This window comes from Lentzea flava (genome assembly GCF_014648475.1).
Taxonomy (GTDB): Bacteria; Actinomycetota; Actinomycetes; order Mycobacteriales; family Pseudonocardiaceae; genus Lentzea; species Lentzea flava.
The window spans coordinates 18,461-38,905 of the sequence record NZ_BMRE01000067.1 but is presented as its reverse complement, the minus strand read 5'-3'; the positions used below and the strand labels follow the sequence as shown (position 1 = coordinate 38,905).

20 protein-coding genes are annotated in these 20,445 nt (G+C 68.8%); 11 read left to right on the top strand and 9 right to left on the bottom strand.

What is annotated here, in order from left to right:
- Positions 1-155: 155 nt before the first annotated feature.
- Positions 156-749, bottom strand: coding sequence for a TetR/AcrR family transcriptional regulator (locus IEZ09_RS40830; protein WP_109637841.1), 594 nt, complete (start codon positions 747-749; stop codon positions 156-158).
- A 168-nt stretch (positions 750-917) separates the two neighbouring features.
- Here IEZ09_RS40830 and IEZ09_RS40825 point away from each other — a divergent pair, with 168 nt between their 5' ends.
- From IEZ09_RS40825 to IEZ09_RS40815, 3 genes are all read left to right on the top strand, one after another.
- Positions 918-1,070 (top strand): hypothetical protein, encoded by a 153-nt coding sequence (locus IEZ09_RS40825; protein ID WP_189259213.1) that lies wholly within the window; start codon positions 918-920, stop codon positions 1,068-1,070.
- A gap of 202 nt (positions 1,071-1,272) precedes the next feature.
- Complete coding sequence (locus IEZ09_RS40820) at positions 1,273-4,182, top strand: PQQ-dependent sugar dehydrogenase (protein WP_189259218.1); 2,910 nt, start codon at positions 1,273-1,275, stop codon at positions 4,180-4,182.
- An 84-nt stretch (positions 4,183-4,266) separates the two neighbouring features.
- Positions 4,267-4,833 (top strand): YbhB/YbcL family Raf kinase inhibitor-like protein, encoded by a 567-nt coding sequence (locus tag IEZ09_RS40815; RefSeq protein WP_189259212.1) that lies wholly within the window; start codon positions 4,267-4,269, stop codon positions 4,831-4,833.
- On the opposite strand, the gene IEZ09_RS47600 is transcribed toward IEZ09_RS40815, so the two are convergent.
- Complete coding sequence (locus IEZ09_RS47600) at positions 4,830-5,489, bottom strand: TetR/AcrR family transcriptional regulator (RefSeq protein ID WP_189259211.1); 660 nt, start codon at positions 5,487-5,489, stop codon at positions 4,830-4,832. The two genes, IEZ09_RS40815 and IEZ09_RS47600, sit on opposite strands and share 4 nt — an antisense overlap.
- A 40-nt stretch (positions 5,490-5,529) precedes the next feature.
- Between IEZ09_RS47600 and IEZ09_RS40805 the strand changes: the two genes are divergently transcribed.
- The 4 genes from IEZ09_RS40805 (at position 5,530) to egtC (ending at position 9,359) form a co-directional block, all read left to right on the top strand.
- Positions 5,530-6,024: a quercetin 2,3-dioxygenase gene (locus IEZ09_RS40805; protein WP_189259210.1), complete on the top strand. Its 495-nt coding sequence runs from the start codon at positions 5,530-5,532 to the stop codon at positions 6,022-6,024.
- 120 nt (positions 6,025-6,144) lie between these two features.
- Positions 6,145-7,344 (top strand): glutamate-cysteine ligase family protein, encoded by a 1,200-nt coding sequence (locus tag IEZ09_RS40800; protein ID WP_189259209.1) that lies wholly within the window; start codon positions 6,145-6,147, stop codon positions 7,342-7,344.
- Positions 7,341-8,630 (top strand): ergothioneine biosynthesis protein EgtB, encoded by a 1,290-nt coding sequence (gene egtB, locus IEZ09_RS40795; protein ID WP_189259208.1) that lies wholly within the window; start codon positions 7,341-7,343, stop codon positions 8,628-8,630. Before IEZ09_RS40800 ends, egtB begins: the two co-directional genes overlap by 4 nt.
- Before the next feature lie 3 nt (positions 8,631-8,633).
- A complete protein-coding gene (egtC, locus tag IEZ09_RS40790) occupies positions 8,634-9,359 on the top strand; it encodes an ergothioneine biosynthesis protein EgtC (RefSeq protein WP_189259207.1) in 726 nt (241 codons plus the stop codon).
- Positions 9,360-9,388: 29 nt separating this feature from the next.
- On the opposite strand, the gene IEZ09_RS40785 is transcribed toward egtC, so the two are convergent.
- Positions 9,389-10,570 carry an RNA-guided endonuclease InsQ/TnpB family protein gene (locus tag IEZ09_RS40785; RefSeq protein WP_229813399.1) on the bottom strand — a complete coding sequence of 394 codons (1,182 nt, stop codon included), beginning with the start codon at positions 10,568-10,570 and terminating at the stop codon, positions 9,389-9,391.
- A 164-nt stretch (positions 10,571-10,734) separates the two neighbouring features.
- Here IEZ09_RS40785 and egtD point away from each other — a divergent pair, with 164 nt between their 5' ends.
- Together egtD and IEZ09_RS40775 are read left to right on the top strand one after the other, a co-directional pair.
- The gene (gene egtD / locus IEZ09_RS40780; protein WP_189259205.1) at positions 10,735-11,706 is read left to right on the top strand and encodes an L-histidine N(alpha)-methyltransferase; all 972 of its coding nucleotides are present in this window, start codon (positions 10,735-10,737) and stop codon (positions 11,704-11,706) included.
- An 80-nt stretch (positions 11,707-11,786) separates the two neighbouring features.
- Positions 11,787-13,391, top strand: a complete 1,605-nt coding sequence (locus tag IEZ09_RS40775) for an alpha/beta hydrolase (protein WP_308202457.1) — start codon at positions 11,787-11,789, stop codon at positions 13,389-13,391.
- On the opposite strand, the gene IEZ09_RS40770 is transcribed toward IEZ09_RS40775, so the two are convergent.
- Together IEZ09_RS40770 and IEZ09_RS40765 are read right to left on the bottom strand one after the other, a co-directional pair.
- A complete protein-coding gene (locus tag IEZ09_RS40770; protein WP_189259204.1) occupies positions 13,376-14,302 on the bottom strand; it encodes a hypothetical protein in 927 nt (308 codons plus the stop codon). The genes IEZ09_RS40775 and IEZ09_RS40770 overlap by 16 nt on opposite strands.
- Positions 14,299-15,015, bottom strand: a complete 717-nt coding sequence (locus tag IEZ09_RS40765; RefSeq protein WP_189259203.1) for a sulfite exporter TauE/SafE family protein — start codon at positions 15,013-15,015, stop codon at positions 14,299-14,301. The genes IEZ09_RS40770 and IEZ09_RS40765 overlap by 4 nt, the downstream gene beginning before the upstream one ends.
- Before the next feature lie 94 nt (positions 15,016-15,109).
- Between IEZ09_RS40765 and IEZ09_RS40760 the strand changes: the two genes are divergently transcribed.
- Entirely contained in the window at positions 15,110-16,864 is a 1,755-nt protein-coding gene (locus IEZ09_RS40760) for a LamG-like jellyroll fold domain-containing protein (protein WP_189259202.1), read from the top strand.
- Here IEZ09_RS40760 and IEZ09_RS40755 read toward each other — a convergent pair.
- Both IEZ09_RS40755 and IEZ09_RS40750 read right to left on the bottom strand, forming a co-directional pair.
- The gene (locus IEZ09_RS40755) at positions 16,824-17,741 is read right to left on the bottom strand and encodes a sigma-70 family RNA polymerase sigma factor (protein WP_189259201.1); all 918 of its coding nucleotides are present in this window, start codon (positions 17,739-17,741) and stop codon (positions 16,824-16,826) included. The genes IEZ09_RS40760 and IEZ09_RS40755 overlap by 41 nt on opposite strands.
- A complete protein-coding gene (locus IEZ09_RS40750) occupies positions 17,738-18,700 on the bottom strand; it encodes a helix-turn-helix transcriptional regulator (RefSeq protein WP_189259200.1) in 963 nt (320 codons plus the stop codon). Before IEZ09_RS40750 ends, IEZ09_RS40755 begins: the two co-directional genes overlap by 4 nt.
- Before the next feature lie 181 nt (positions 18,701-18,881).
- Between IEZ09_RS40750 and IEZ09_RS40745 the strand changes: the two genes are divergently transcribed.
- Entirely contained in the window at positions 18,882-19,073 is a 192-nt protein-coding gene (locus tag IEZ09_RS40745; protein WP_189259199.1) for a S1 RNA-binding domain-containing protein, read from the top strand.
- Between the two features lie 41 nt (positions 19,074-19,114).
- On the opposite strand, the gene IEZ09_RS40740 is transcribed toward IEZ09_RS40745, so the two are convergent.
- Positions 19,115-19,975, bottom strand: a complete 861-nt coding sequence (locus IEZ09_RS40740) for a hypothetical protein (protein WP_189259198.1) — start codon at positions 19,973-19,975, stop codon at positions 19,115-19,117.
- A complete protein-coding gene (locus tag IEZ09_RS40735; RefSeq protein WP_189259197.1) occupies positions 19,972-20,433 on the bottom strand; it encodes a hypothetical protein in 462 nt (153 codons plus the stop codon). Before IEZ09_RS40735 ends, IEZ09_RS40740 begins: the two co-directional genes overlap by 4 nt.
- Between the last annotated feature and the right edge of the window lie 12 nt (positions 20,434-20,445).

Below are 20,445 nucleotides of genomic sequence, written 5' to 3'. Positions count from 1 at the left end.
AGCCAGTCAAACGATCACTGACCGCCTACGACCATTGACCTTGGAATCAACCATCTAGGAGCGCATAGCCGCGGACGAGCGTGCGCACTGCGAAGAACTGGGCGGCGGTCTTCAGCGTGGACATGCGTCCACAGTGCGGGGTACGTGAAGAAGCTTCAAGAGTTCCGGCGGTGTCGCCGCACGGTTTCTTCGACGAGATCGAGCACGGGCTCCATGTCGTCCGCGGGCAGGCCCATCGCGAGGTGCGAGACCAGACCCTCGAGCACGAGCTCCAGGAAGCTCGTCAGGACCGTCACGTCGACGTCGTCGCGCAGGTTGCCGGCCTCGCGCTGGCGGATGAGGCGCTGGCGGGTGGCGGCGGTGAGCTGTTCGGACCGCTCGGCCCACCTGGCGCGGAAGTCCGGGTCGGTGCGGAGCCTGCGGGAGACCTCCAGGCGCGTGCCCAGCCAGTCGGCCGCGTGCTCTTCGTCCCGTTTCTCCGGTTCGTCGAGGAGATCGCGCATGACCTGGACGAGACCCTGCTCGGCCACGACGTCCGCCATCCGCAGGGCGTCGTCCTCGGCGAGGGCGAGGAAGAGCGACTCCTTGTCGCGGAAGTGGTGGAAGATCGCACCGCGGGACAGCCCCGTCGCCTCCTCCAGGCGGCGTACCGTGGCACCCTCGTAGCCGTGGCGCGCGAAGCAGGCACGCGCGCCGTCGAGGATCTGACGGCGGCGGGCGTCGAGGTGGTCCTGGCTCACCCTGGGCACCTGTGAATGGTCGCAGGGGGAGCGCGGGAAATCCAATCCGTACGTACGGATTGGACACGGCCAACCGTGTGATCTTCGTGGTGTGATCGGCTCGGGTGATCCCTTTCGTGTGGATCATCGGCCAGCCCTCTGCGACCACCACCGCCACCACCAATATCCTGCACCGCCATGGACACGCAGGAGATCGTCAAGCTGTCGACGCTCGCGGAGCGCCTCGGGTGGCAGCGGCGTGAGTCCACAGGCGTCCACGTGGTCGATCTGCTGGTGAGCCGTGCGGTCTCCGATCTGATCGCCGCGCTGGCGCAGAACCGGGACCTGTAACGGAGTTGGTAAGCGCTTTCCCGCACTTCGGCCCAGGGATTGACAGCGGTTGTCATGCGGTGGTGTGATCTGCGCGACAGATAGGAAAGTTTCTATCCAATAACTGAATTCCGCCGCCGCTCGCAGTGATCCCCCTACCCGTCTCGTGGGAGGCACAACAGTGGCACCGAGCAGAGGCCGGGCGTTACGCGCGCTCGGCACGATGGGTGTTGCGTTCGCGACGACCATCGCAGTGATGTCGGTACCTGAGAGCGCCGTCGCGGCGCCGGTCAGGTACGAAGCGGAGAGCGCGACGATCTCCCAGGGCGTGGTGGAGTCGAACCACGCCGGGTTCTCCGGAACGGGGTTCGTCAACTTCGACAACGTGGCCGGGAGCTCGGTCGAGTTCGCCGTGAACGCGGCGACGGCCGGCGAGGCGAAGCTGACCTTCCGGTACGCCAACGGAACCACGGACAACCGCCCGGTCGACGTGAACGTCAACGGCGCCCTCGCCGTTGACGAGCGCGCGTTCGCGGGCACCGGTGCGTGGACCACGTGGACGTCGGTCACGAACACGGTTCAGCTCAACGCCGGTGCCAACACGATCCGGCTGACCGCCACGGGTGCCATGGGCGGCCCGAACCTCGACTACGTCGAGATCGAGCAGACCGACGCCGCTCTCGAGCAGGAAGCGGAGAACGCGACGATCGGCCAGGGCGTCGTCGAGTCGAACCACGCGGGCTTCTCCGGCACCGGCTTCGTCAACTACAACAACGTGGCCGGCTCGTACGTCGAGTACACGATCACCGCCGACCAGGGCGGTGAGCACGAGCTGACCTTCCGCTACGCCAACGGGACGACGACCGACCGGCCGGTCTCGGTGACCGTGGACGGCGGCAGCGCGCAGACCGTGTCGTTCCCCGGCACCGGCGCGTGGACGACGTGGCAGACGCGGACCGCGAAGGTCACGCTGAAGGCGGGCGCCAACAAGATCCGGGCGACGGCGACCACCGCGAACGGCGGCCCGAACGCCGACAAGCTGAGCGCGCGGCTGCTCGGACCGGTGGACACCGAGCCGCCGTCGCCGCCGAAGAACCTGCAGTTCGTGTCGTCGACGCAGGACTCCGTGACGCTCAAGTGGGAAGCGGCCACCGACAACGTGGGTGTCGTCGGCTACGACGTCTACCAGCACGGCCAGCACGTCACGAGCGTCGGCAACGTGCTCCAGGCGACCGCGACCGGCCTGCAGCCCGACACCGAGTACGACTGGACGGTCATCGCGAAGGACGCGGCCGGCAACGTCTCCCAGGCCTCCAACAACGTGCCCGGCCGCACGCAGCCGGCGCCGCCGGACACCGAGGCGCCCACCGTGCCCGGCAACCTGCGGTCGACCGGCAAGACGGCCACCTCCGTCGATCTCGCCTGGAACGCCTCCACGGACAACGTGGGCGTCACCGGGTACGACATCTACGTCAACGGCGCGGTCAAGCAGACCGCCGACGGCACCGCCACCTCGGCCACGGTGGCCGGCCTGACCACCGGCACCGAGTACGCGTTCCGCGTGCTCGCCAAGGACGCGAAGGGCAACCAGTCCGGGCTCTCCAACGAGATCAAGGTGACCCCGGCCGCCGGTGGCCCGACCGGAACGCCGGACCCCGGCACGGTGTCCACGATCGCGTCCGGTGTGGACGTCGCGTGGGGCGTGGTGTTCCTGCCCGACGGCTCGGCGTTGTTCAGCGAGCGCAACACGTTCAACATCTACCGCCTGACCAAGAGCGGGCAGAAGACGCTGGCCGGCAAGATCAACCAGGCCGTCGGCACCAACGGTGAGGGCGGTCTGCTCGGCCTGGAGGTCGCGCCCACCTTCGCGACCGACCACTGGGTGTACGTCTACCACACGGCGTCCGAGGGCAACCGGGTCATCCGGATCAAGTACGAGAACGGCGCGCTCGTGCAGAGCTCGTACCAGATCCTGTTGCAGGGCATGGCGAAGAACCGCTACCACAACGGCGGCCGCCTGCGGTACGGCCCGGTGGACGGCAAGCTGTACGTGTCCGTCGGCGACGCGCAGAACCCGGACAGCAACCCGCAGAACAAGAACTCGCTCAACGGCAAGATCCTGCGCATCAACCTGGACGGCTCGATCCCGTCGGACAACCCGTTCGGCAACGCCGTCTGGTCGTACGGCCACCGCAACCCGCAGGGCCTCGACTTCGACTCGAAGGGCCGGTTGTGGGAGTCCGAGTTCGGTGACTCCACGCAGGACGAGGTCAACCTGATCCAGAAGGGCGGCAACTACGGCTACCCGCACTGCGAGGGAACCTCCGGCAACTGCGCGGGGTACATCGCGCCGAAGAAGACCTGGTCGACGTCGCAGGCCTCGCCTTCCGGCCTGACGATCATCAACGACCACGTCTTCGTGGCCACGACCGTCGGACAGCGCGTGTACCGCCTGCGGATCGACGGCGACTCGCTGGTCGACCAGAAGGTGTACTTCCAGGGCACCTACAACCGTCTGCGCACGGTCGAGGTCGACCACGACGGCGACATCTGGCTGACCACGTCCACGGACAAGGACGGCACCGCGAACAACGACCGCATCCTGCTGATCGACATCCAGTACTCGGGCGGCAACCCGCCGACCGGGTTCAAGCTGACGTCGTCCGCGTTCGCCGACGACGCGATGATCCCGGCCAAGTACACCTGCGCCGGTGACGGTGTGGCTGGCCAGGACCCGTCGCCGCCGCTGGCCTGGGGTGAGTCGACAGGGGCCAAGGCCTACGCGATCGTCTTCGCGGACCGGGTGAACAACGGCAACAAGCTGCACTGGGCGATCTGGGACATCCCGGCGACCACGACGTCGTTGCCGGAAAACCTGGGCGCCGGGTTCAACGTGCCCGGCCAGGGCACGGCGAAGCAGAAGGCGATGGGGTCCGGTGCGAACTCGCAGAAGTTCTTCGGGCCGTGTCCCGGCGGCTCCACCAACCCGTACACGTTCACGTTGTACGCGTTGAACACCGCCACAGTTCCGGGGATCACCTCGTCGTCCACGATGGCGCAGATCGAGACCGCCATCAAGAACGCGTCCACGGCCAACACCGTGCTGCGCGGACGTTCGAACGCCCGCACGTGACGGTGAGCGGGGCCTCCTGCACGGGGAGGCCCCGCTTTCCCAGGTTCACAGACCTCCGCCGCCTGTTCAACTGGAGGTTCAGCAGTGCAGAAAATCGCAACGGCCGCGCTCTGTCTGGCCGCTGGATTCGCTTTGGTGGCACCCGCTGCCGCGGCTCCGGCGCCGTTGACCCTGACGAGCACGGCGTACAAGAACAACGGCAACATTCCCGACAAGTACTCGTGCGCGTTCGACCACAAGGCGGGCAACGACATCTCGCCGCCCCTGGCGTGGGCCGGTGGTGACGTGAAGGCCGAGTCCTACGCGCTGGTGTTCATCGACACCTCGAACGGTGGCAAGCACTGGGCCGCCTGGGACATCCCGGCCGCCGCCACCGGGCTCCCCGAAGGGTTGAAGAAGGGTTACGACCTCGCCGAGCCCGAGCTCAAGGGCGGCCACCAGCGCGCCATGGGCAACGCGTCGGTGAACGAGCAGTTCTTCGGGCCGTGCCCGCGTTCCAAGCACAAGTACGAGTTCACGCTGTACGCGGTGAAGGTGAAGAACCTGCCGGGCGTCAACAAGAACTCGAAGGTCGCCGACGTGGAGGCCGCGGCGAAGAAGGCCGCCGTGGGTCAGGCGAAGCTCGCCGGTTTCTCCACGGCCAAGCCCTAGTTGTCCTCTGCGGGCGGTCCTTGGCCGAGGACCGCCCGCTTCATGCTGTCCGCGAGCCAGTCCCGGAACTTCGGCACCGGCCAGCCGCACCCGCCGACCAGCGACGCGTGCAGCGCGGGGTCGTTGTAGATCCAGATCACGTCGATCGCGGTGCCGAGGTCGTGGGCCAGCGGCCCCAGCCCGGCCGCGTGCTCGACGACCATCGTGGACCCGGCCCGGCGGTTGCGCTGCAGGGTCGCCCACAGCTCCGCCGCCTCTGGCGCGTCGTCAGCGGCCTGGCGCACGGCCTCGAAGAGCTTCGCCGCGCGACTCGCGATGAGCACGCACACGCCGGCGTAGGCGTCGAACACCTCGGCCGGGGTCCGCGCGTCCCACACGGGCCGGAACCAGGGCCGGTCCCGCACCGCCACCGGCTCGTCGTCGCCAGCCAACGCCTCGTCCAGCACCTCGCGCAGCAGCGCGGGCTTGGAGCCGAACGCGGCGAAGACCGTCGGCCGGGAGACGCCCGCGGTCTTCGCGACGTCGGTGAGCGACGTGCCCGCGTAGCCGCGTCCGACGAACAGCTCCGCCGCCGCGGCCACGACCGCCTGCCTGGTCCGCCGCGCGCCCTCCTCGCGGACCCGTGACCGGTATTCGCGCTTCTTGACGTCGCCCACAGTTCGGTCATACTAGTGGCATATTCACTAGACCAGCGGTATGGCTAAATTGGAGGCGATCATGCGCCCCTACCTGACCCGCGCCGACGAGGGCGAGGCCGTCTGGTTCCTCGGCAGCCTGATGACGACGAAAGCGGGCGGCGCGCAGACCGGCGGCCGCCTCACCGTGGTGGAGTTCCTGAACCCGCCGGGCTTCGCACCGCCGCTGCACCGGCACCTGGTCGAGGACGAGCTGTTCTACGTGCTGTCCGGCGGGGCCGAGTTCCACTGCGACGGCGAGCGGTTCACCGCGGGACCGGGCGACTTCGTGCTGCTGCCCGCCGGGCTGCCGCACACGTTCGTCGTCGACGCGGCCGAGCCGTTGCGCGCCCTGCAGATCACCACGCCGTCCGGTTTCGAGGACTTCGCGTCGGCGGTCGGGGAACCGGCGCTGGCCCGTGTCCTTCCGGCACCGCCCGTGATCGATCCGGCCGCGCTGGGGCACGCCGCGGCCCTGCACTCGATCGAACTTCTCGGGCCGCCACCACTGGTTTGACGCTCGTGCGCACGCGTGCGCACGGGCAGATCCTTGATCTGTAAGGATTTCAACGCGTGCAACTGTCAGACCCCGCGTGTAGCGTCGTGTGCGCCAGACGATCACGGGGAGTGTGGCAGCGTGACTGCGTTGCGTGACCAACCGGCGCCGGCGAGGTTCGCCGACCGCGCCGAGGCCGAGGCTTACGTCGCCTCGGTCTGTTTCAAGCACGGGCCTCCGCGGCTGTTCGGCGTGGAGCTCGAATGGACCGTGCACCACGCGGAAGACCCAGCTCGGACCCTCGATCCACACCGGCTGGCTGCGGCTCTCGGAGAGCACGCGCCACCCACCCTCGTACCGGACAGCCCCCAGCGGCCGCTGCCGAGCGGCACCCCGTTGACCGTCGAACCGGGCGGGCAGGTCGAGATCTCGACTCCTCCCTGCACCAGCCTCCCGGACCTCTTCCGGACGGTCTCCCAGGACATCTCCCAGCTCACCGCGATGCTGGCGGACCACGGTCTCGTGCTCGGCGATCGTGGCGCCGACCAGCACAGGGGCCCCACGCGCATGCTGCGGGTGCCCAGGTACGCCGCGATGGAGCACGCGTTCAGCCACGTGGGCGGCGACGGCATCGCGATGATGTGCAGCACGGCCGGTCTGCAGGTGTGCCTCGACTTCGGCGAGGAGAAGCACCTCAAGGACAGGTGGGCCGCCGTGCACCAGCTCGGGCCGGTGCTGAACGCGTTGTTCGCGAACTCGCCGAGCATCGGCGGCAGACACCAGAACTGGGCGTCCGCGCGCATGCGGACGCTCTACGGCACGGATCCCGTGCGCACCAGACCGAGTGCTGTGTGCGCCGATCCGGCCCAGGCCTACGCGCGGCGGGTCATCGACACGCCCGTGATCGTCGTGCGCGGACCGGGCCCGAGCTGGATTCCGCCGCGCCCGCTCACGTTCGCCGACTGGATCGACGGGGCGCTCGACCGCAGCCCCACCAGCGACGACCTCGACTACCACCTGACGACGATGTTCCCGCCGGTCAGACCGCGCGGCTATCTCGAGATCAGATACCTCGACACACCCGCGCCCGGCGGGTGGATCGCGCCGAGTGCGCTGCTCGTCGCGCTGTTCAGCGATCCGTCCGTTGTGGACGGTGTGCTGGCGGCGACGGAACGAGCGGCCGGGCGGTGGCTCGTCGCCGCGCGGCACGGGATGGCGGACGAACGCATCGCCAAGGCGGCCAGGGACGTTGTGGCGCTGGGCATCGAGGCGTTGTGCCGCACCGGTCTCTCTCACGATCAGATCAGCACCATCAGCAGGGAGCTTGAGGGGAAGCTGTGACGGAAGAACTCCGCGAGCACGTGGCGGAGGAACTGTTGCGTTCGCGCGCGCGTTCCACCGCATTGACCGACGCCGTCGACGAGCACGATCTCGTCCGGCAGCACTCGAAGCTGATGTCGCCGCTGGTCTGGGACCTGGCGCACATCGGCAACCAGGAGGAGCTCTGGCTCGTTCGCGACGTCGGCGGTCGCGAACCGGTCCGCAGCGACATCGACGAGTACTACGACGCGTTCAAGTACGGCCGGTCGGTCCGGCCGGAGTTACCGCTGCTGAACCCGCGCGAGGCCCGCCAGTACGTCGGGGACGTGCGCGGCAAGGTGTTCGACGTGCTGGAGAAGGTGCCGCTGCAGGGCCGCAGGCTCGTCGAGAACGGGTTCGCGTTCGGCATGATCGTGCAGCACGAGCAGCAACACGACGAGACGATGCTCGCCACGCACCAGCTGCGCGTCGGTGAGCCCGTGCTGCACGCCCCGGCACCGCCGCACGGAAACCTCGTGCCCGCAACGGAAGCGTTCATCCCGGGCGGTCCGTTCGAGATGGGCACGTCGGACGAACCGTGGGCGCTGGACAACGAACGCCCCGCGCACACCGTCCACGTCGACGCGTTCTTCATCGACACCACGCCCGTCACGAACGCGGAGTACGCCGAGTTCATCCTGGCCGGCGGCTACGACGACCGTCGCTTGTGGACCGAGGCGGGCTGGGAGCACCGGACGACGGCCAAACTGGTCGCGCCGCGCTTCTGGCACCGCGAGGGCAATTCGTTCACCCGCACCGCGTTCGGCGTGACCGAGCCGATCGTGCCGGACGAACCCGTGGTGCACGTGTGCTTCCACGAGGCCCAGGCGTACGCGACGTGGGCCGGCAAGCGGCTCCCGACGGAACCGGAGTGGGAGAAGGCCGCCCGCTACGACCCCGAAACCGGGCGGACGCGCCGCTACCCGTGGGGCGACGAGGAACCGACCGAGCTCCACGCGAACCTGAACCAGCGGCACCTGCGCCCGGCGCCGGTCGGGGCGTACCCGGCGGGAGCGTCCGCGAGCGGCGTGCACCAGCTGATCGGCGACGTGTGGGAGTGGACGTCGACGGACTTCCACGGCTATCCGGGCTTCGAAGCGTTTCCGTACCGCGAGTACTCGGAGGTCTTCTTCGGACCGGACTACAAGGTGCTGCGCGGCGGCTCGTTCGGCACCGACAAGTCCGCGATCAGGGCGACGTTCCGCAACTGGGACTACCCGATCAGGAGGCAGATCTTCGCCGGCTTCCGCTGCGCCAGGGACGCCTAGACGATGTGCCGCCATCTGGCGTACCTGGGCCCCGCTGTGCCCGTGGCCAGCCTGCTCTACGACGCACCGCACTCGTTGGAGCGCCAGTCCTACGCGCCCGCGGACATGCGGGCCGGCGGAACCGTGAACGTCGACGGCTACGGCGTCGGCTGGTTCCCCGGCCCCGTGCGATACCGGCGCGCGGGCACGTTGTGGAGCGACGCGAACCTGCGGCAGCTGGCGTCGGTGGAGTCGACGGCCTTCCTGGCCGCGGTCCGCTCCGCGACGGCCGGCATGCCCGTGGCCGACGCCGCGTGCGCGCCGTTCACCGACGGCACGTGGTTGTTCAGCCACAACGGACGCGTCGACGGCTGGCCGCACACCGTGGCGGGGCTCGCGAAGACGCTGGACGTGACCGACGTGCTCACGATGGACGCGCCGACCGACTCGGCGCTGTTGTGGACGGTCCTGAGACGCCGCCTGGAAACCGGGAAGAACCCGGCCCAAACGCTTGTTGAACTCGTGCGAGAGGTGACGGACGCGGCTGGGAAGTCGCGGCTGAACTTCCTGCTGACCAACGGAGAAGTGCTCGTGGGGACGACGTGGACACACGCCCTGTGGGTGCTCGCCAAAGGACAGAGCGTAACGCTCGCGTCCGAACCGCTTGACGACGACCCGGACTGGCGGGAGATCCCCGACCGGCACGTGGTCACCGCCGTTCCATCCACTGTGGAGGTTCGACCGATTTGACTTCCTTCCCCTTCTGAAGGAGGGGATTCCTACAGCTCGCGCCGCAGGGTTTTCTGCTTCGTCGCCGATTGCCCGCCCGGAGGGTTCCGTTGAGGTCTTGCACCGGCTCCACAGACTGTCACCGCCAGCCCGGCGGCCAGAATGTTGCGTGCCGCGTTCACGTCCCGATCGTGGGTCGCACCGCAGCCACAGGTCCAGGTACGCAGATGCAGCGGCATCGCCGACGTGAGCGCGCCGCATGCCGAGCACAGCTTGGACGACGGGAACCAGCGATCCGCGATGATCAGGTCCCGTCCGTACCAGGCTGCTTTGTACTCCAGCAGCTGCCGGAACTGCCGCCATCCCGCATCACCGATGGCACGGGCCAAACGGCGGTGGCCGACCATGTTCGACACCATCAGATCCTCGATCACGAGCGTTTGGTTTTCACGCACGAGCCGAGTGGTGATCTTGTGCAGGAAATCGGCCCGGCGATCGGCGATTCGTGCGTGCACGCGAGCGACCTCGACGCGGGCCTTGGCCCGGTTGTTGCTGCCCTTCTGCTTGCGGCACAAGGCCCGCTGCGCCTTCGCCAGCGCCGCCCGGTCTCGGCGCTCGTGCCGCGGATTGTCGATCTTCTCTCCTGTCGACAGCACGAGCAGGTGATCGAGACCGACGTCGATGCCTACCACCGAATCCGCGGCGGGCAACGGAGTCACGCTGGAGTCTTCGCACAACAGGGACACGTACCAGCGCCCGGCCGAGTCCCGCGACACGGTCACCGTCGAGGGTGCCGCGTTCTCGGGCAGCGGCCGGGACCAGCGGATGTTCAGCGGCTCGGCCATCTTCGCCAGCGTCAGCTCGCCGTCCCGCCAGCGGAACGCCGACCGCGTGTACTCCGCGCTGGCACGCGACTTCTTCCGCGACTTGAACCGCGGATACCGAGCACGCTTGGCGAAGAAGTTCGTGTACGCCATCTGCAGATGCCGCAGCCCCTGCTGCAGCGGCACCGACGACACGTCGCGGAGGAACGCCAGCTCTTCGGTGCGTTTCCACGCGGTCAGCAACGCCGACGTCGCTTCGTATCCAATTCGTTCTCTGCGCAGCGTCCACGCCTGGGTACGGGCTTCCAACGCCAGGTTGTAGACCTTTCGAACACACCCGAACGTGCGCAGCAGCTCCGCAGCCTGCGCCCCAGTTGGATAGAAGCGGTACCGGAACGCCCGCTTCACCTGCCCGTTCACCGTCCACAACCTACCCAATCACTGTGTGGCCCCAGCTGGCTGGGTCGTGATCGCGGTGTCGCCGTGACGGTGACCCCGCTGTCACAGCCGTGCCCTGCAGGGGTCCGATCCCTCCCCGTCCGCCCGGACGGGGTCTCCTCGGAGGACTTCACATGACCGAGCCGGTGCTGGACGTTCATCTCACACCGGAGGACGCCGCACACGCGCTCCGTGCCGACGTGCGCGCGGGGCTGACGGCAAACCCGAAGTGGGTCTCGCCCAAGTGGTTCTACGACGCGGTGGGCAGCGCGTTGTTCGAGGACATCACCCGGCTGCCCGAGTACTACCCGACCCGCGCCGAACGCGAGGTGCTCGCCGAGCGCGCGAAGGAGATCGCGGCGACGACCGGGGCGCATTCGCTGGTGGAACTGGGTTCCGGGTCGTCGGAGAAGACCCGGCTGCTGCTGAGCGCGCTGCGGGAGCACGGGACGTTGCGGGAGTTCGTGCCGCAGGACGTGTCGGTGTCGGCGCTGACCGAGGCGGCGCACGCGATCATGGCGGACTACCCCGGCCTGCGCGTGCACGGTGTGGTCGGCGACTTCACGCAGCACCTGTCGCTGCTGCCGGGTGAGTCGCCGCGCCTGGTGGCGTTCCTGGGCGGCACGATCGGCAACCTGATCCCGGAGGAGCGCGAGAAGTTCCTGCGCACGGTCCGCGACGTGCTGCAGCCGGGGGAGTGGCTGTTGCTCGGCACCGACCTGGTGAAGGACGAGAAGACGTTGGTGCGCGCGTACGACGACGCGCAGGGCGTTACGGCCGAGTTCAACCGGAATGTCCTGAACGTGCTCAACCGCGAGGTGGGCGGCGACTTCGACGTCGAGGCGTTCGAGCACGTGGCGTTGTGGAACGCCGAGCAGGAGTGGATCGAGATGCGGTTGCGCGCCAAGCGGGACATGACGGTGACGCTCGCCGAGCTCGGTCTGACCGTGGAATTCCGCGCGGGCGAGGAACTGCGGACCGAGGTGTCGGCGAAGTTTCGCGAGGACGGTGTGCGGCGGGAGCTGGAAGAGGGCGGATTTTCGTTGCACCGCTGGTGGACCGACACCGAAGGCAGGTTCGCCGTCTCACTGGCTCAGGCTGTTTAGGGACACAACCCTCCGATAGGCGGGTACAAACGGTGCACCTTCGGTGATGGGGTGCATCCGTGACGTCATCTCCTGCATCTGTGCGTGCCGTGCGCGCGGCGCTCGCCAGCGCGCTCGTGCTCGGCACCATCGTTTCCGGTCTGGGCACGGCCAGTGCCCAGACCGAGGCCTCCGCCGTCAGACCCGCCGCCTGGGGGCAGTGCGCGGCCGACGTTCTCGCCTCGCTTCCCGCGTCCGTGACGCCGGAGGAGCGGGCGCGTCTGACGTGCGCCGTCCAGGAGGTGCCTGTCGACCACTCGCGTCCGCGCGGTGAGAAGACGGGCATCGCCATGATGAAGCGGCCCGCGAACGACCCGTCGAAGAAGATCGGCTCGATCTTCCTCAACCCCGGTGGTCCCGGTGGTTCCGGCCTGATCCGCGGCGCGGTGTCGAAGAACTACTTCCAGCCCGCCGTGCTGGACCGGTTCGACATCATCGGTTTCGACCCGCGCGGGGTGGCGCGCAGCAACCCGTTGCGCTGCTTCCGCACGCAGGAAGAGGCCGACGCGGTGAACGAGGGCTGGTACGCCCTGCCGCGGACGACGGAGGAGATCTCGAGCTCCATCCGGCAGTCCAAGGCCTACACGGACTACTGCAAGATCAACGCCGGTCCGCTGCTGAACTTCATGTCGACCGAGGCCGTTGCCCGTGACCTCGACATCATGCGCGAGGCGGTCGGCGACAAGCAGCTGAACTTCGTCGGCTTCTCGTACGGCACGCTCATCGGTTCGACGTACGCCAACATCTTCCCGCAGCGCACGCGGGCGATGGTGATCGACGGCAACGTGGACCCGCAGCTGCGCCTGACCAACGGCACCGAGTACGACCGCCAGCGGGCCAAGGGCTTCGAGATCGCGCTCGACGCGATGCTCAAGCGCTGCGACTCCGCCGGTGTCGCGAAGTGCGCGTTCGCCGGCAACGCCCGCCAGAAGTTCGAGGCCATGAAGGCCGCGCTCGCCAAGGGGCCGGTCACCATGCCGGACGGCAAGCAGGTCGGGCTGGCCGACGTCATCGGCCGCGTGTCCGGTGACCTGTACTCGGTGCCGCGGTTCGCGACGCTGGTGCAGTGGCTGCAGAGCGTCCACCAGGCGCTCAACCCGTCCGCTGCCGCGACCACCTTCGGCGTTCAGTCCGTTGTGGACCTTCCGGCGCCGCTGAACAACGGCGGTGGCCGCATGGACGTCGACCCGCTGCCCGACACCCCGTACACCGCGGACGACTCGTACTACGCGGTGAACTGCACCGACAAGCCGTTCGCCCGCACGAACCGCTTCTGGGCGCAGACGGCGAGCAAGTGGGAGAAGGAGTCGCCCACGTTCGGCCGCTACCAGGCCGCGTCCGACCTCCTGACGTGCCCGACGTGGCCGACCCGCCACCCGGACCGCTGGATCGGCCCGTGGAACCGCAAGACGGCCAACCCGATCGTCGTGGTGGGCAACTACTACGACCCGGCGACGCAGTACCTGTTCTCGCAGCGCATGGCCAAGGAGCTCGGCAACGCGCGGCTGATCAGCGTCGACTCGTTCGGCCACTGCATCCTGGGCCGTTCGGCCGCGACCGACGCGGCCGTGGCGAAGTACCTGGTGGACCTCGTTCCGCCGGCTGAGGGCTCGGTGTTCCAGCCGAACGTTCAGCCGTTCGCCTGATCGATCCGCACGCGGTGGCGGTGCTGGTACAGCGCCGTCACCGCGGCGGCGGCGAGGAGCACTCCGGCCACGACCAGCCACATCGAGTCCACCGGAGACCTCACCGATGTCAGGGCCAGATGTGCGGTCACCGCGGCGATCGCGGCGACCAGGAGCTTGAACCACGCGGGCTGCTTGATCGCCGACGCGGCCAGCAGCACGCCCGCGCTGAGCAGCGGCGTCACCGTGGCCGCGGCCAGCGCCATCAGGGCTATGGCACCGTTGAAGCCGTCTTTCTTGACCAGCGTCCAGATCACGAGCCCCAGCGTGGCCGTGATCGCGACGATCGTGGCCACCACCGACCACGGCCGGTACGGATCCATCAACGCGATCGCCAGAATCCCGATGCCCATCAGGTAGCGGACGTCCTTGCGCGGCCCGATCGCGGCGGCCGCGGCGGCGAACAGCACGATCGGAGCCTCGTGCGGCACGGCCATCACCGCTGCGCCGTACAGCGCGCCCGCGACGGCCGTCCGCCAGCTGCGGCGCCGGATCGCCCAGCCCAGCACCCCCGCGACGACCAGCCACGCCGGCACGACGGGCAGCTCGAGGAAGAACCTGGTGACGCCGGGGGAGTAGACCTTCTCGTCGGCGACGTACCAACCGGGCCGGCTGCCGCCGCAGATCGCGCTGCCGTTGAGGCAGACGGCGTCGAAGGTCCCGAAGTCGACCATCAGGAACGCCGAGCGGACCGAGAACGCGGCGAGCCCGGCGATCACGAGTGCGACCCAGGCCGGGCGTGGTGCCACGGCGATCAGCAGCACCGCGATCGCCAGCGCGGCGAACTGGACCGGCGGCAGCCACAGCGTCTGCTCGTTGATCAGGGCGAGAGCGGCGAGTGCCGCGCCGAAGACGACCGTCCGCCAGATCACAGCAGTGCACTCCTCACGATCAGCACGACGGCGCTCGCCCCGGCCACGATCAACATAGGGGTCCGGATGCCGCCCGCGTCGAACTTCCGCCGCAACGGCCCGGACAGCAGGAACCCGGCGATGAGGAACGGGATCAGCGCGAGCCCCGTCCACAGCTGGTGCGCCGTGACCTGCCCGGCCGCGAGCAGTCCGAGCACCGACGCGCCGGAGCCGAGCACGAAGAACGCCGCCAGCGTCGCCCTGACCTGCGGCCCGGCCTGGTTCTGGTAGAGCAGTGCCACCATCGGGCCGCCCACCGACGTCGCCGTGCCGAACGACCCGCTCGCGAACCCGGCCGTGACGAGTGACTTCGGCCGGGGTTGCGGACGCCACGTGGTGATCGACAGCAGCACGCATCCCAGCACCGATCCGCCCACGACCAGCCCGAAGCCCTTGGGATCGAGCGCGTCGACGATCCAGATGCCCACCAGCGTGCCGGGCAGGCGTCCCAGCATCGCCCAGCCGACGCCGCGCCAGTCGACGTGGCCGAACTCGCGCGCCAGCGACATCGACGCGTGCGCGGTGGCCACGATCAGCACCGGAACCGGCAGCAGCGCCGGGTCGAGCAGCGCGATCAACGGCACGGCGATCAGCGCCAGTCCGAAGCCGATCAAACCCTGCAGCAACCCGCCCAGCGCGACCACGAGCCCGGCTGCCGCCATCCCCCAAGACATAGTTCGCGATGCTATCGACCTGGACTCCTCGCCTACGACCAGGTTTCGCTCGCCGTTCGCCTGGTGTTGGCACAACGCTCCTACGCTCCGCGCCATGACCGCCTCCCGCCGCTCCTTCCTGCTCGGCACCGGTGCGACCGCCGCCGCTGCCGCCCTGGTCACACCCGGTTCGGCGGCAGCCGTCGGTGGCAGGCCGGATCACGAGTCGCGCAGGTTCACCCTCGCCGTGATCCCGGACACGCAGTACATGTTCGACCAGGACCGCGGCGACCCGGCTCCGCTGAAGGCCACGCTGCAGTACCTGATCGACCACCAGAAGTCCGAGAACATCGTCTTCGTCAGCCACCTCGGCGACCTCGTCGAGAACGGGCTGAAGAGCGAGATCGACGACATCAGCGAGCGGTTCGAGGTGCTCGACCGGCGCCGCGTCGGGTACAGCGTCCTCGCTGGCAACCACGACCTGCCGGACTCGCGCACCGACGACCAGCGCGGCCGCACGCCGTACCTCGACAGGTTCGGCCCGCAGCGGTTCCGGCACTCGCCGACGTTCCGCGGTGCGAGCGCCGACGGCTACAACTCGTTCCACGTGTTCCGGGCCGCAGGCAGGGAATGGCTGGTTCTCGCGCTGGACTGGCGCATGTCCGCCAAGGGGTTCGCCTGGGCGCGTGACGTGCTGAAGCAGCACCCGAAGCTGCCGGTCGTCCTCACCACGCACGAGCTGGTCCAGGACGGCGGCGACGGCGCCGCGGTGATGTCGGACTACGGCCGCAGGCTGTGGGACGAGCTGATCAAGGACAACGACCAGATCTTCCTGGCGCTCAACGGGCACTTCTGGCCGCCCGCCCGCGCGACGCTGCGGAACTCGTTCGGCAACGACGTGCACGTGCACATCACGAACTACCAGGACCGCTACTACGGCGGCGGCGCGATGATCCGGCTCTACCACTTCGACCTCGACCGCCGCACGATCGACGTGCGGACCCTGTCGCCGTGGCTGCTGGGCAAGAGGACGCTCAACCCGTTGGAGCGCAAGGAGATCGAGCTGACCGGACCGGCCGACCGGTTCAGCGTGCCGATCGACTTCGAGCAGCGGTTCGCCCGGTTCGACCCGCCGGTGCTGCCCGCGCCGCAGCCCGCGCGTGACGTCCTGGTGCCCGGCACCGTCGCGTACTGGCGGCTCGGCGAAGGGCTGAAGGACCTGTCGGGCAACGGGAACGACCTCAGGCAGACCGGCACGCTGACCGCCGGGGACGACTACCACCGGTTCGCGCCGTCCCACCGTTCACTGTACTTCGGCAAGAACGGCTACCTGTCCACTGTGGACTCGGCACCGCTGAACCGCGAGACGTTCGAGCGCGGCTACACGATCGAGCTGTTCCTCAAGCTGCCCAAGGACTTCGACCACCCGTGGTGCGGCCTGTTCACCAAGCTCTCGCCCGGATCGGCCGCGGGCAAGACCGGGGACGACCCGAGCGAGCCGATCGCCACCCTGAACCTCGCGGGCGGCGGCAGCCTGCAGTGGGCGGTGTTCCCGCGCAACCAGGCGGGGATCTCGACGAACTGGGGCCACGAGATGCCGTACGAGACGTGGTGGCACGTCGCGGTGGTCAACGACGGCACGCACACCACGCTGTACGTCGACGGATCTCCCTTGCTGCGCAACCCTTCGACGCCCGCGCGCGGCATCTCGACCGCCGGTGACCCGTGGCTCGTCGGTGCCTACGCGTACAACAAGGTCGTGGAGAAGTCGTTGTACGGCTGGATCGGTGACATGCGGGTCGTGAACCGGGCTCTCGACAAGTCCGAGTTCATGCGGTCGAAGGCAGCCCGAATTTCGGGAACAGATTGAGGTCGAAGAACGACGAGACGTGCGTGATCCGGTCGTTGCGGACCTCCAGCACCTGGAGGTTGAACGGCCGGAACACGCCGTCCCCCTCGCGCAGGTACAGCCCGTAGGCGGGTTGGCCGTTCGCCTCCACCTCGATCATGCGCGCACCGTGGGGCACGGCCGGACACTGGTTCGTGAGGTGCCACGCCACCATGGCAGGACCGCTGTACCACTGCGGGTACGGCGGCATCTCCCAGACGACGTCCTCGGTGAACATGCCGATGATCGCCGGGATGTCCTTCGCCTCGAACGCCTTCACCCACCTGTCGAGCAGCGGCTTGGCGTCCGCCGGCTCGGTGACCGCGTCCTCGGTGAGGTCCTTGAGCTGCGCGTGGGCCCGTTGCAGCGCGCTGTTGACGGCCGCGACCGTCATGTCGAGCTGGTCCGCGGTCTCGGCGGCGGTCAGCCGCAGCACGTCGCGCAGGATCAGCACCGCGCGTTGCCGCGGCGGCAGGTGCTGGAGGGCGGCGACGAAGGCGAGGCGGGTGGACTCGCGTTCGGTCACGATCGCGGCCGGGTCGGTCGGGAACGGCTCCAGCCACGGGATCTCGTGGTCCTGGGTCAGCGGGTCGCTCTGCGTCGAAGCTGCGGACAGGTCGAACGGCAGCGGCCTCTTCGCGCGGTTGTCGAGCGCGGTGAGGCAGACGTTCGTCGCGATGCGGTACAGCCAGGTGCGCACGGACGAACGGCCCTCGAACTGGCCGTACGCCTTCCACGCGCGCAGGTACGTCTCCTGCACCAGGTCCTCGGCGTCGTGCAGCGAGCCGAGCATCCGGTAGCAGTGCGCGAGCAGTTCACGGCGGAACGGGTCCGCCGCGGTCGCGAAGTCCACTGTCACGACCGCACTCCCACCGCGTTCTGCAACCTGCCGATGATGGCGTTCACGTGGTCCCTGAGCTCAGCCGGCTCGTGCACGTCGAACTCGAAGCCGAGGAACATCATGTGCCACACGATACGGTCGAGCGTGTCGGCCCCGGTGATCATCCGGCACGAGTTGTCGTCGATCGGTTCCAGCGACACCGACATGGGCGAGGTGCGTTCGGCGACGACGTGCAGCGGGGCGTGGATCGTCAGCACGGCCTGATAGGTGTACACGTTCGAGGAGACCTGGCGGGACACGAACTCGCCGAGGCTCTCCGCCGGTGGCTCGCGGGGCGTGAAGCGGGCGGCGAGCGTCGGTTCGGTGGTGATGCGGTCGACGCGGAACGTCCGCCAGTCCTCTTTGGACTTGTCCCAGGCGACCAGGTACCACCGGCGGCCGGTGTGCACGAGCCCTTGCGGTTCCACGAGACGTTTCGCGGGCTCGCCTTGCGTGGGGGCGTAGGTGAACCGCAGCTGCTGGTGGTCGCGGCAGGCGGCGGCGATGATCGTGAGCGTCTCCGGGCCGACCGTGGGCCCCGCGGCCGTCAGGGGAGTGGTGTGCGCCTGCAGCGCCTGCACCCTGCGGCGCAACCGGCTCGGCAGCACCTGTTCGAGCTTCGTGAGCGCGCGGATCGACGTCTCCTCGATGCCCGCGATCGTGCCGTTGGCCGCGGTGCGCAGCCCCACCGCCACGGCAACGGCTTCATCGTCGTCGAGCAGCAGCGGCGGCAGCTCCGCGCCGGCCCCGAGCTGGTAGCCGCCGGTCGCGCCGGGCAGTGACGTGACGGGGTAGCCGAGGCTGCGGAGCTTGTCGATGTCGCGGCGAATCGTGCGGACGTCGACGCCCAGCCGGTCGGCGAGCTCGGGGCCCGTCCAGTCGCGTCGCACCTGCAGCAAGGAGAGGAGCTTCAGCAGCCGTGCGGACGTCTCCAGCATGTGACGGATTCTAGATTCCATTGCGGACAACGGCCTGTGATGGCTAGGGTTTGCGTCATGACTGCCGGGTCGGCCTTGTGTCGTGAGCGGAACGGTTGCCCGGCCCTGACTTGATCAGGGCCCCTCCTGCCCCCGCGCTATCCGTTCTGGGATACGCGCTCGGGAGAGGAGGTGATGCGCAATGCTTCCCAATGTTGGTGATGTCTTCTCGGGGAAGGTCGTCTCGACCGTTCCCTTCGGTTCGTTCATCGAGCACCCCGCCGGTGCACACGGGCTTCTGCACGGCCAGCAGGCCGAGGTCGGCTCGTCGGTGCAGGTCAAGGTGCTCGCGGTGGACGCCGAGAAGCAGCGGTTCAGCCTTGAGCTGGCCTGATGCGTGAGTAGTGCTCGGGCAGAGGCGCCCTGCCCGAGTCGTCATGCCTTCCGGTATTCCGCGCACTCCACGATCAACCGGTCGTGGAGCGTTCTGCGGTGCCCTTGTTCCTGAGGTGCCGTGCCGAGCGCGTTCGCCGGGCTCGTGACGTCGTGCAGCAGCCGGTACAACACGACATCCGTTGCGGTGTAAAGCCAATCGTCCGCCTTGCCGGGCGGTGCGGCCGGTCCGAGCATGTTCTCGAACCACGCCGGGAAGAGCAGGTCGTTCGCGACCGCGTCCTCGATGCGGGCGCGGATGAGCTCGCGCGCCTGTGCGACGGCCTCGTTGCCCGCCGACTTCACAGCGGTGTCGTTGGCGTGCTCGTCTTCGTCCGGTGCTTCCGGGCGTTGCTTGCCGACGATCGCCTGCCACTGCTTGTACTTCTTGCGCCACAACGCTTCCGCGTTCGGTGGCAACGTCGTGAGCGCCTCGGCGGCGTCGATCGCCTCGTGTGCCAGCCTGTCGTACTCGGCGATGGCCTTGCGCCTGGACTTGGCTTCCTGGGGCGTGAACGTCTTGCGCGCGTAGGCTTCCTGGCCCGCGAGGATCTTCGCGATGAGCGGCTTGCCGATCTCCGGCCAGTTGTCGAAGTCCGCCTTCCGCGTCTCGCCCGCCCGCACCTTCCTGTTGAGCGCCACCAGAAGCCGCTCCAGCCGGTGCACGCTCTCTGCCAGCTCGGTGACCCGCTCGTTGGTCTTGGCGATCTTGCGGGTGGTGTCGCGGATCTGGTTCGTGGTGCTGAGCTGGTGCTGGGCCGCGTCGGTCTGGGCGTTGTCGATGCGATCGCCCAGGGACTTGAGGTCCTTCTTGAGCCGCTCGACCTTGTCGTCCAGTGCCTTGACCGGGTCGATGTTCTTCATCGCAACGTCCTCCACGCCCACCACGCGACGCCCGCCACCACGGCCAGGGCGGCCCAGCCGTGCACCAATGGTGTCAGCAGGACCGCCAGGCCGGCCGCCGCGATCGCCGCCGTCCTCGCCCGCGGCTCCCAGATCCCGCGGCCGACGGGATCCACGAGCACCGCGGCCGCGACGGCCACCGCGAGCAGGACGGACAGCAGCGACCAGCCGTCGAACCAGCCGATCACCACGACGAGGGCCGCGATGGCGGTGCCCGCCGCGATCGCCCTGTTCGGGACGGTGAGGCGGGCCGCCTCGACGTCGCGGCGGGCCTGCAGGACGGCCTCGACCTCCTTGCCGGTGTCAGCGAGGAGGGAGGGGAAGTCGGGGCTGCCGGGTCCCGCTGCCTGCAGTGCCCGTAGTGCTGTTCGCAGCGCGTGCTGGCGGTCGGCCAAGCGGGCGAACGGTTCGGCTGCCATGCCCCGAAATCG

Coding starts and splice junctions, on each gene's coding strand:
- IEZ09_RS40765 (WP_189259203.1), bottom strand. CDS start 15,015: ATGTCTTGGGGGATGGCGGCAGCCGGGCTCGTGGTCGCGCTGGGCGGG.
- egtC (WP_189259207.1), top strand. CDS start 8,634: ATGTGCCGCCATCTGGCGTACCTGGGCCCCGCTGTGCCCGTGGCCAGC.
- IEZ09_RS40820 (WP_189259218.1), top strand. CDS start 1,273: ATGGGTGTTGCGTTCGCGACGACCATCGCAGTGATGTCGGTACCTGAG.
- IEZ09_RS40805 (WP_189259210.1), top strand. CDS start 5,530: ATGGCTAAATTGGAGGCGATCATGCGCCCCTACCTGACCCGCGCCGAC.
- IEZ09_RS40825 (WP_189259213.1), top strand. CDS start 918: ATGGACACGCAGGAGATCGTCAAGCTGTCGACGCTCGCGGAGCGCCTC.
- IEZ09_RS40750 (WP_189259200.1), bottom strand. CDS start 18,700: ATGCTGGAGACGTCCGCACGGCTGCTGAAGCTCCTCTCCTTGCTGCAG.
- IEZ09_RS40740 (WP_189259198.1), bottom strand. CDS start 19,975: ATGAAGAACATCGACCCGGTCAAGGCACTGGACGACAAGGTCGAGCGG.
- IEZ09_RS40760 (WP_189259202.1), top strand. CDS start 15,110: ATGACCGCCTCCCGCCGCTCCTTCCTGCTCGGCACCGGTGCGACCGCC.
- IEZ09_RS40735 (WP_189259197.1), bottom strand. CDS start 20,433: ATGGCAGCCGAACCGTTCGCCCGCTTGGCCGACCGCCAGCACGCGCTG.
- egtD (WP_189259205.1), top strand. CDS start 10,735: ATGACCGAGCCGGTGCTGGACGTTCATCTCACACCGGAGGACGCCGCA.
- IEZ09_RS40745 (WP_189259199.1), top strand. CDS start 18,882: ATGCTTCCCAATGTTGGTGATGTCTTCTCGGGGAAGGTCGTCTCGACC.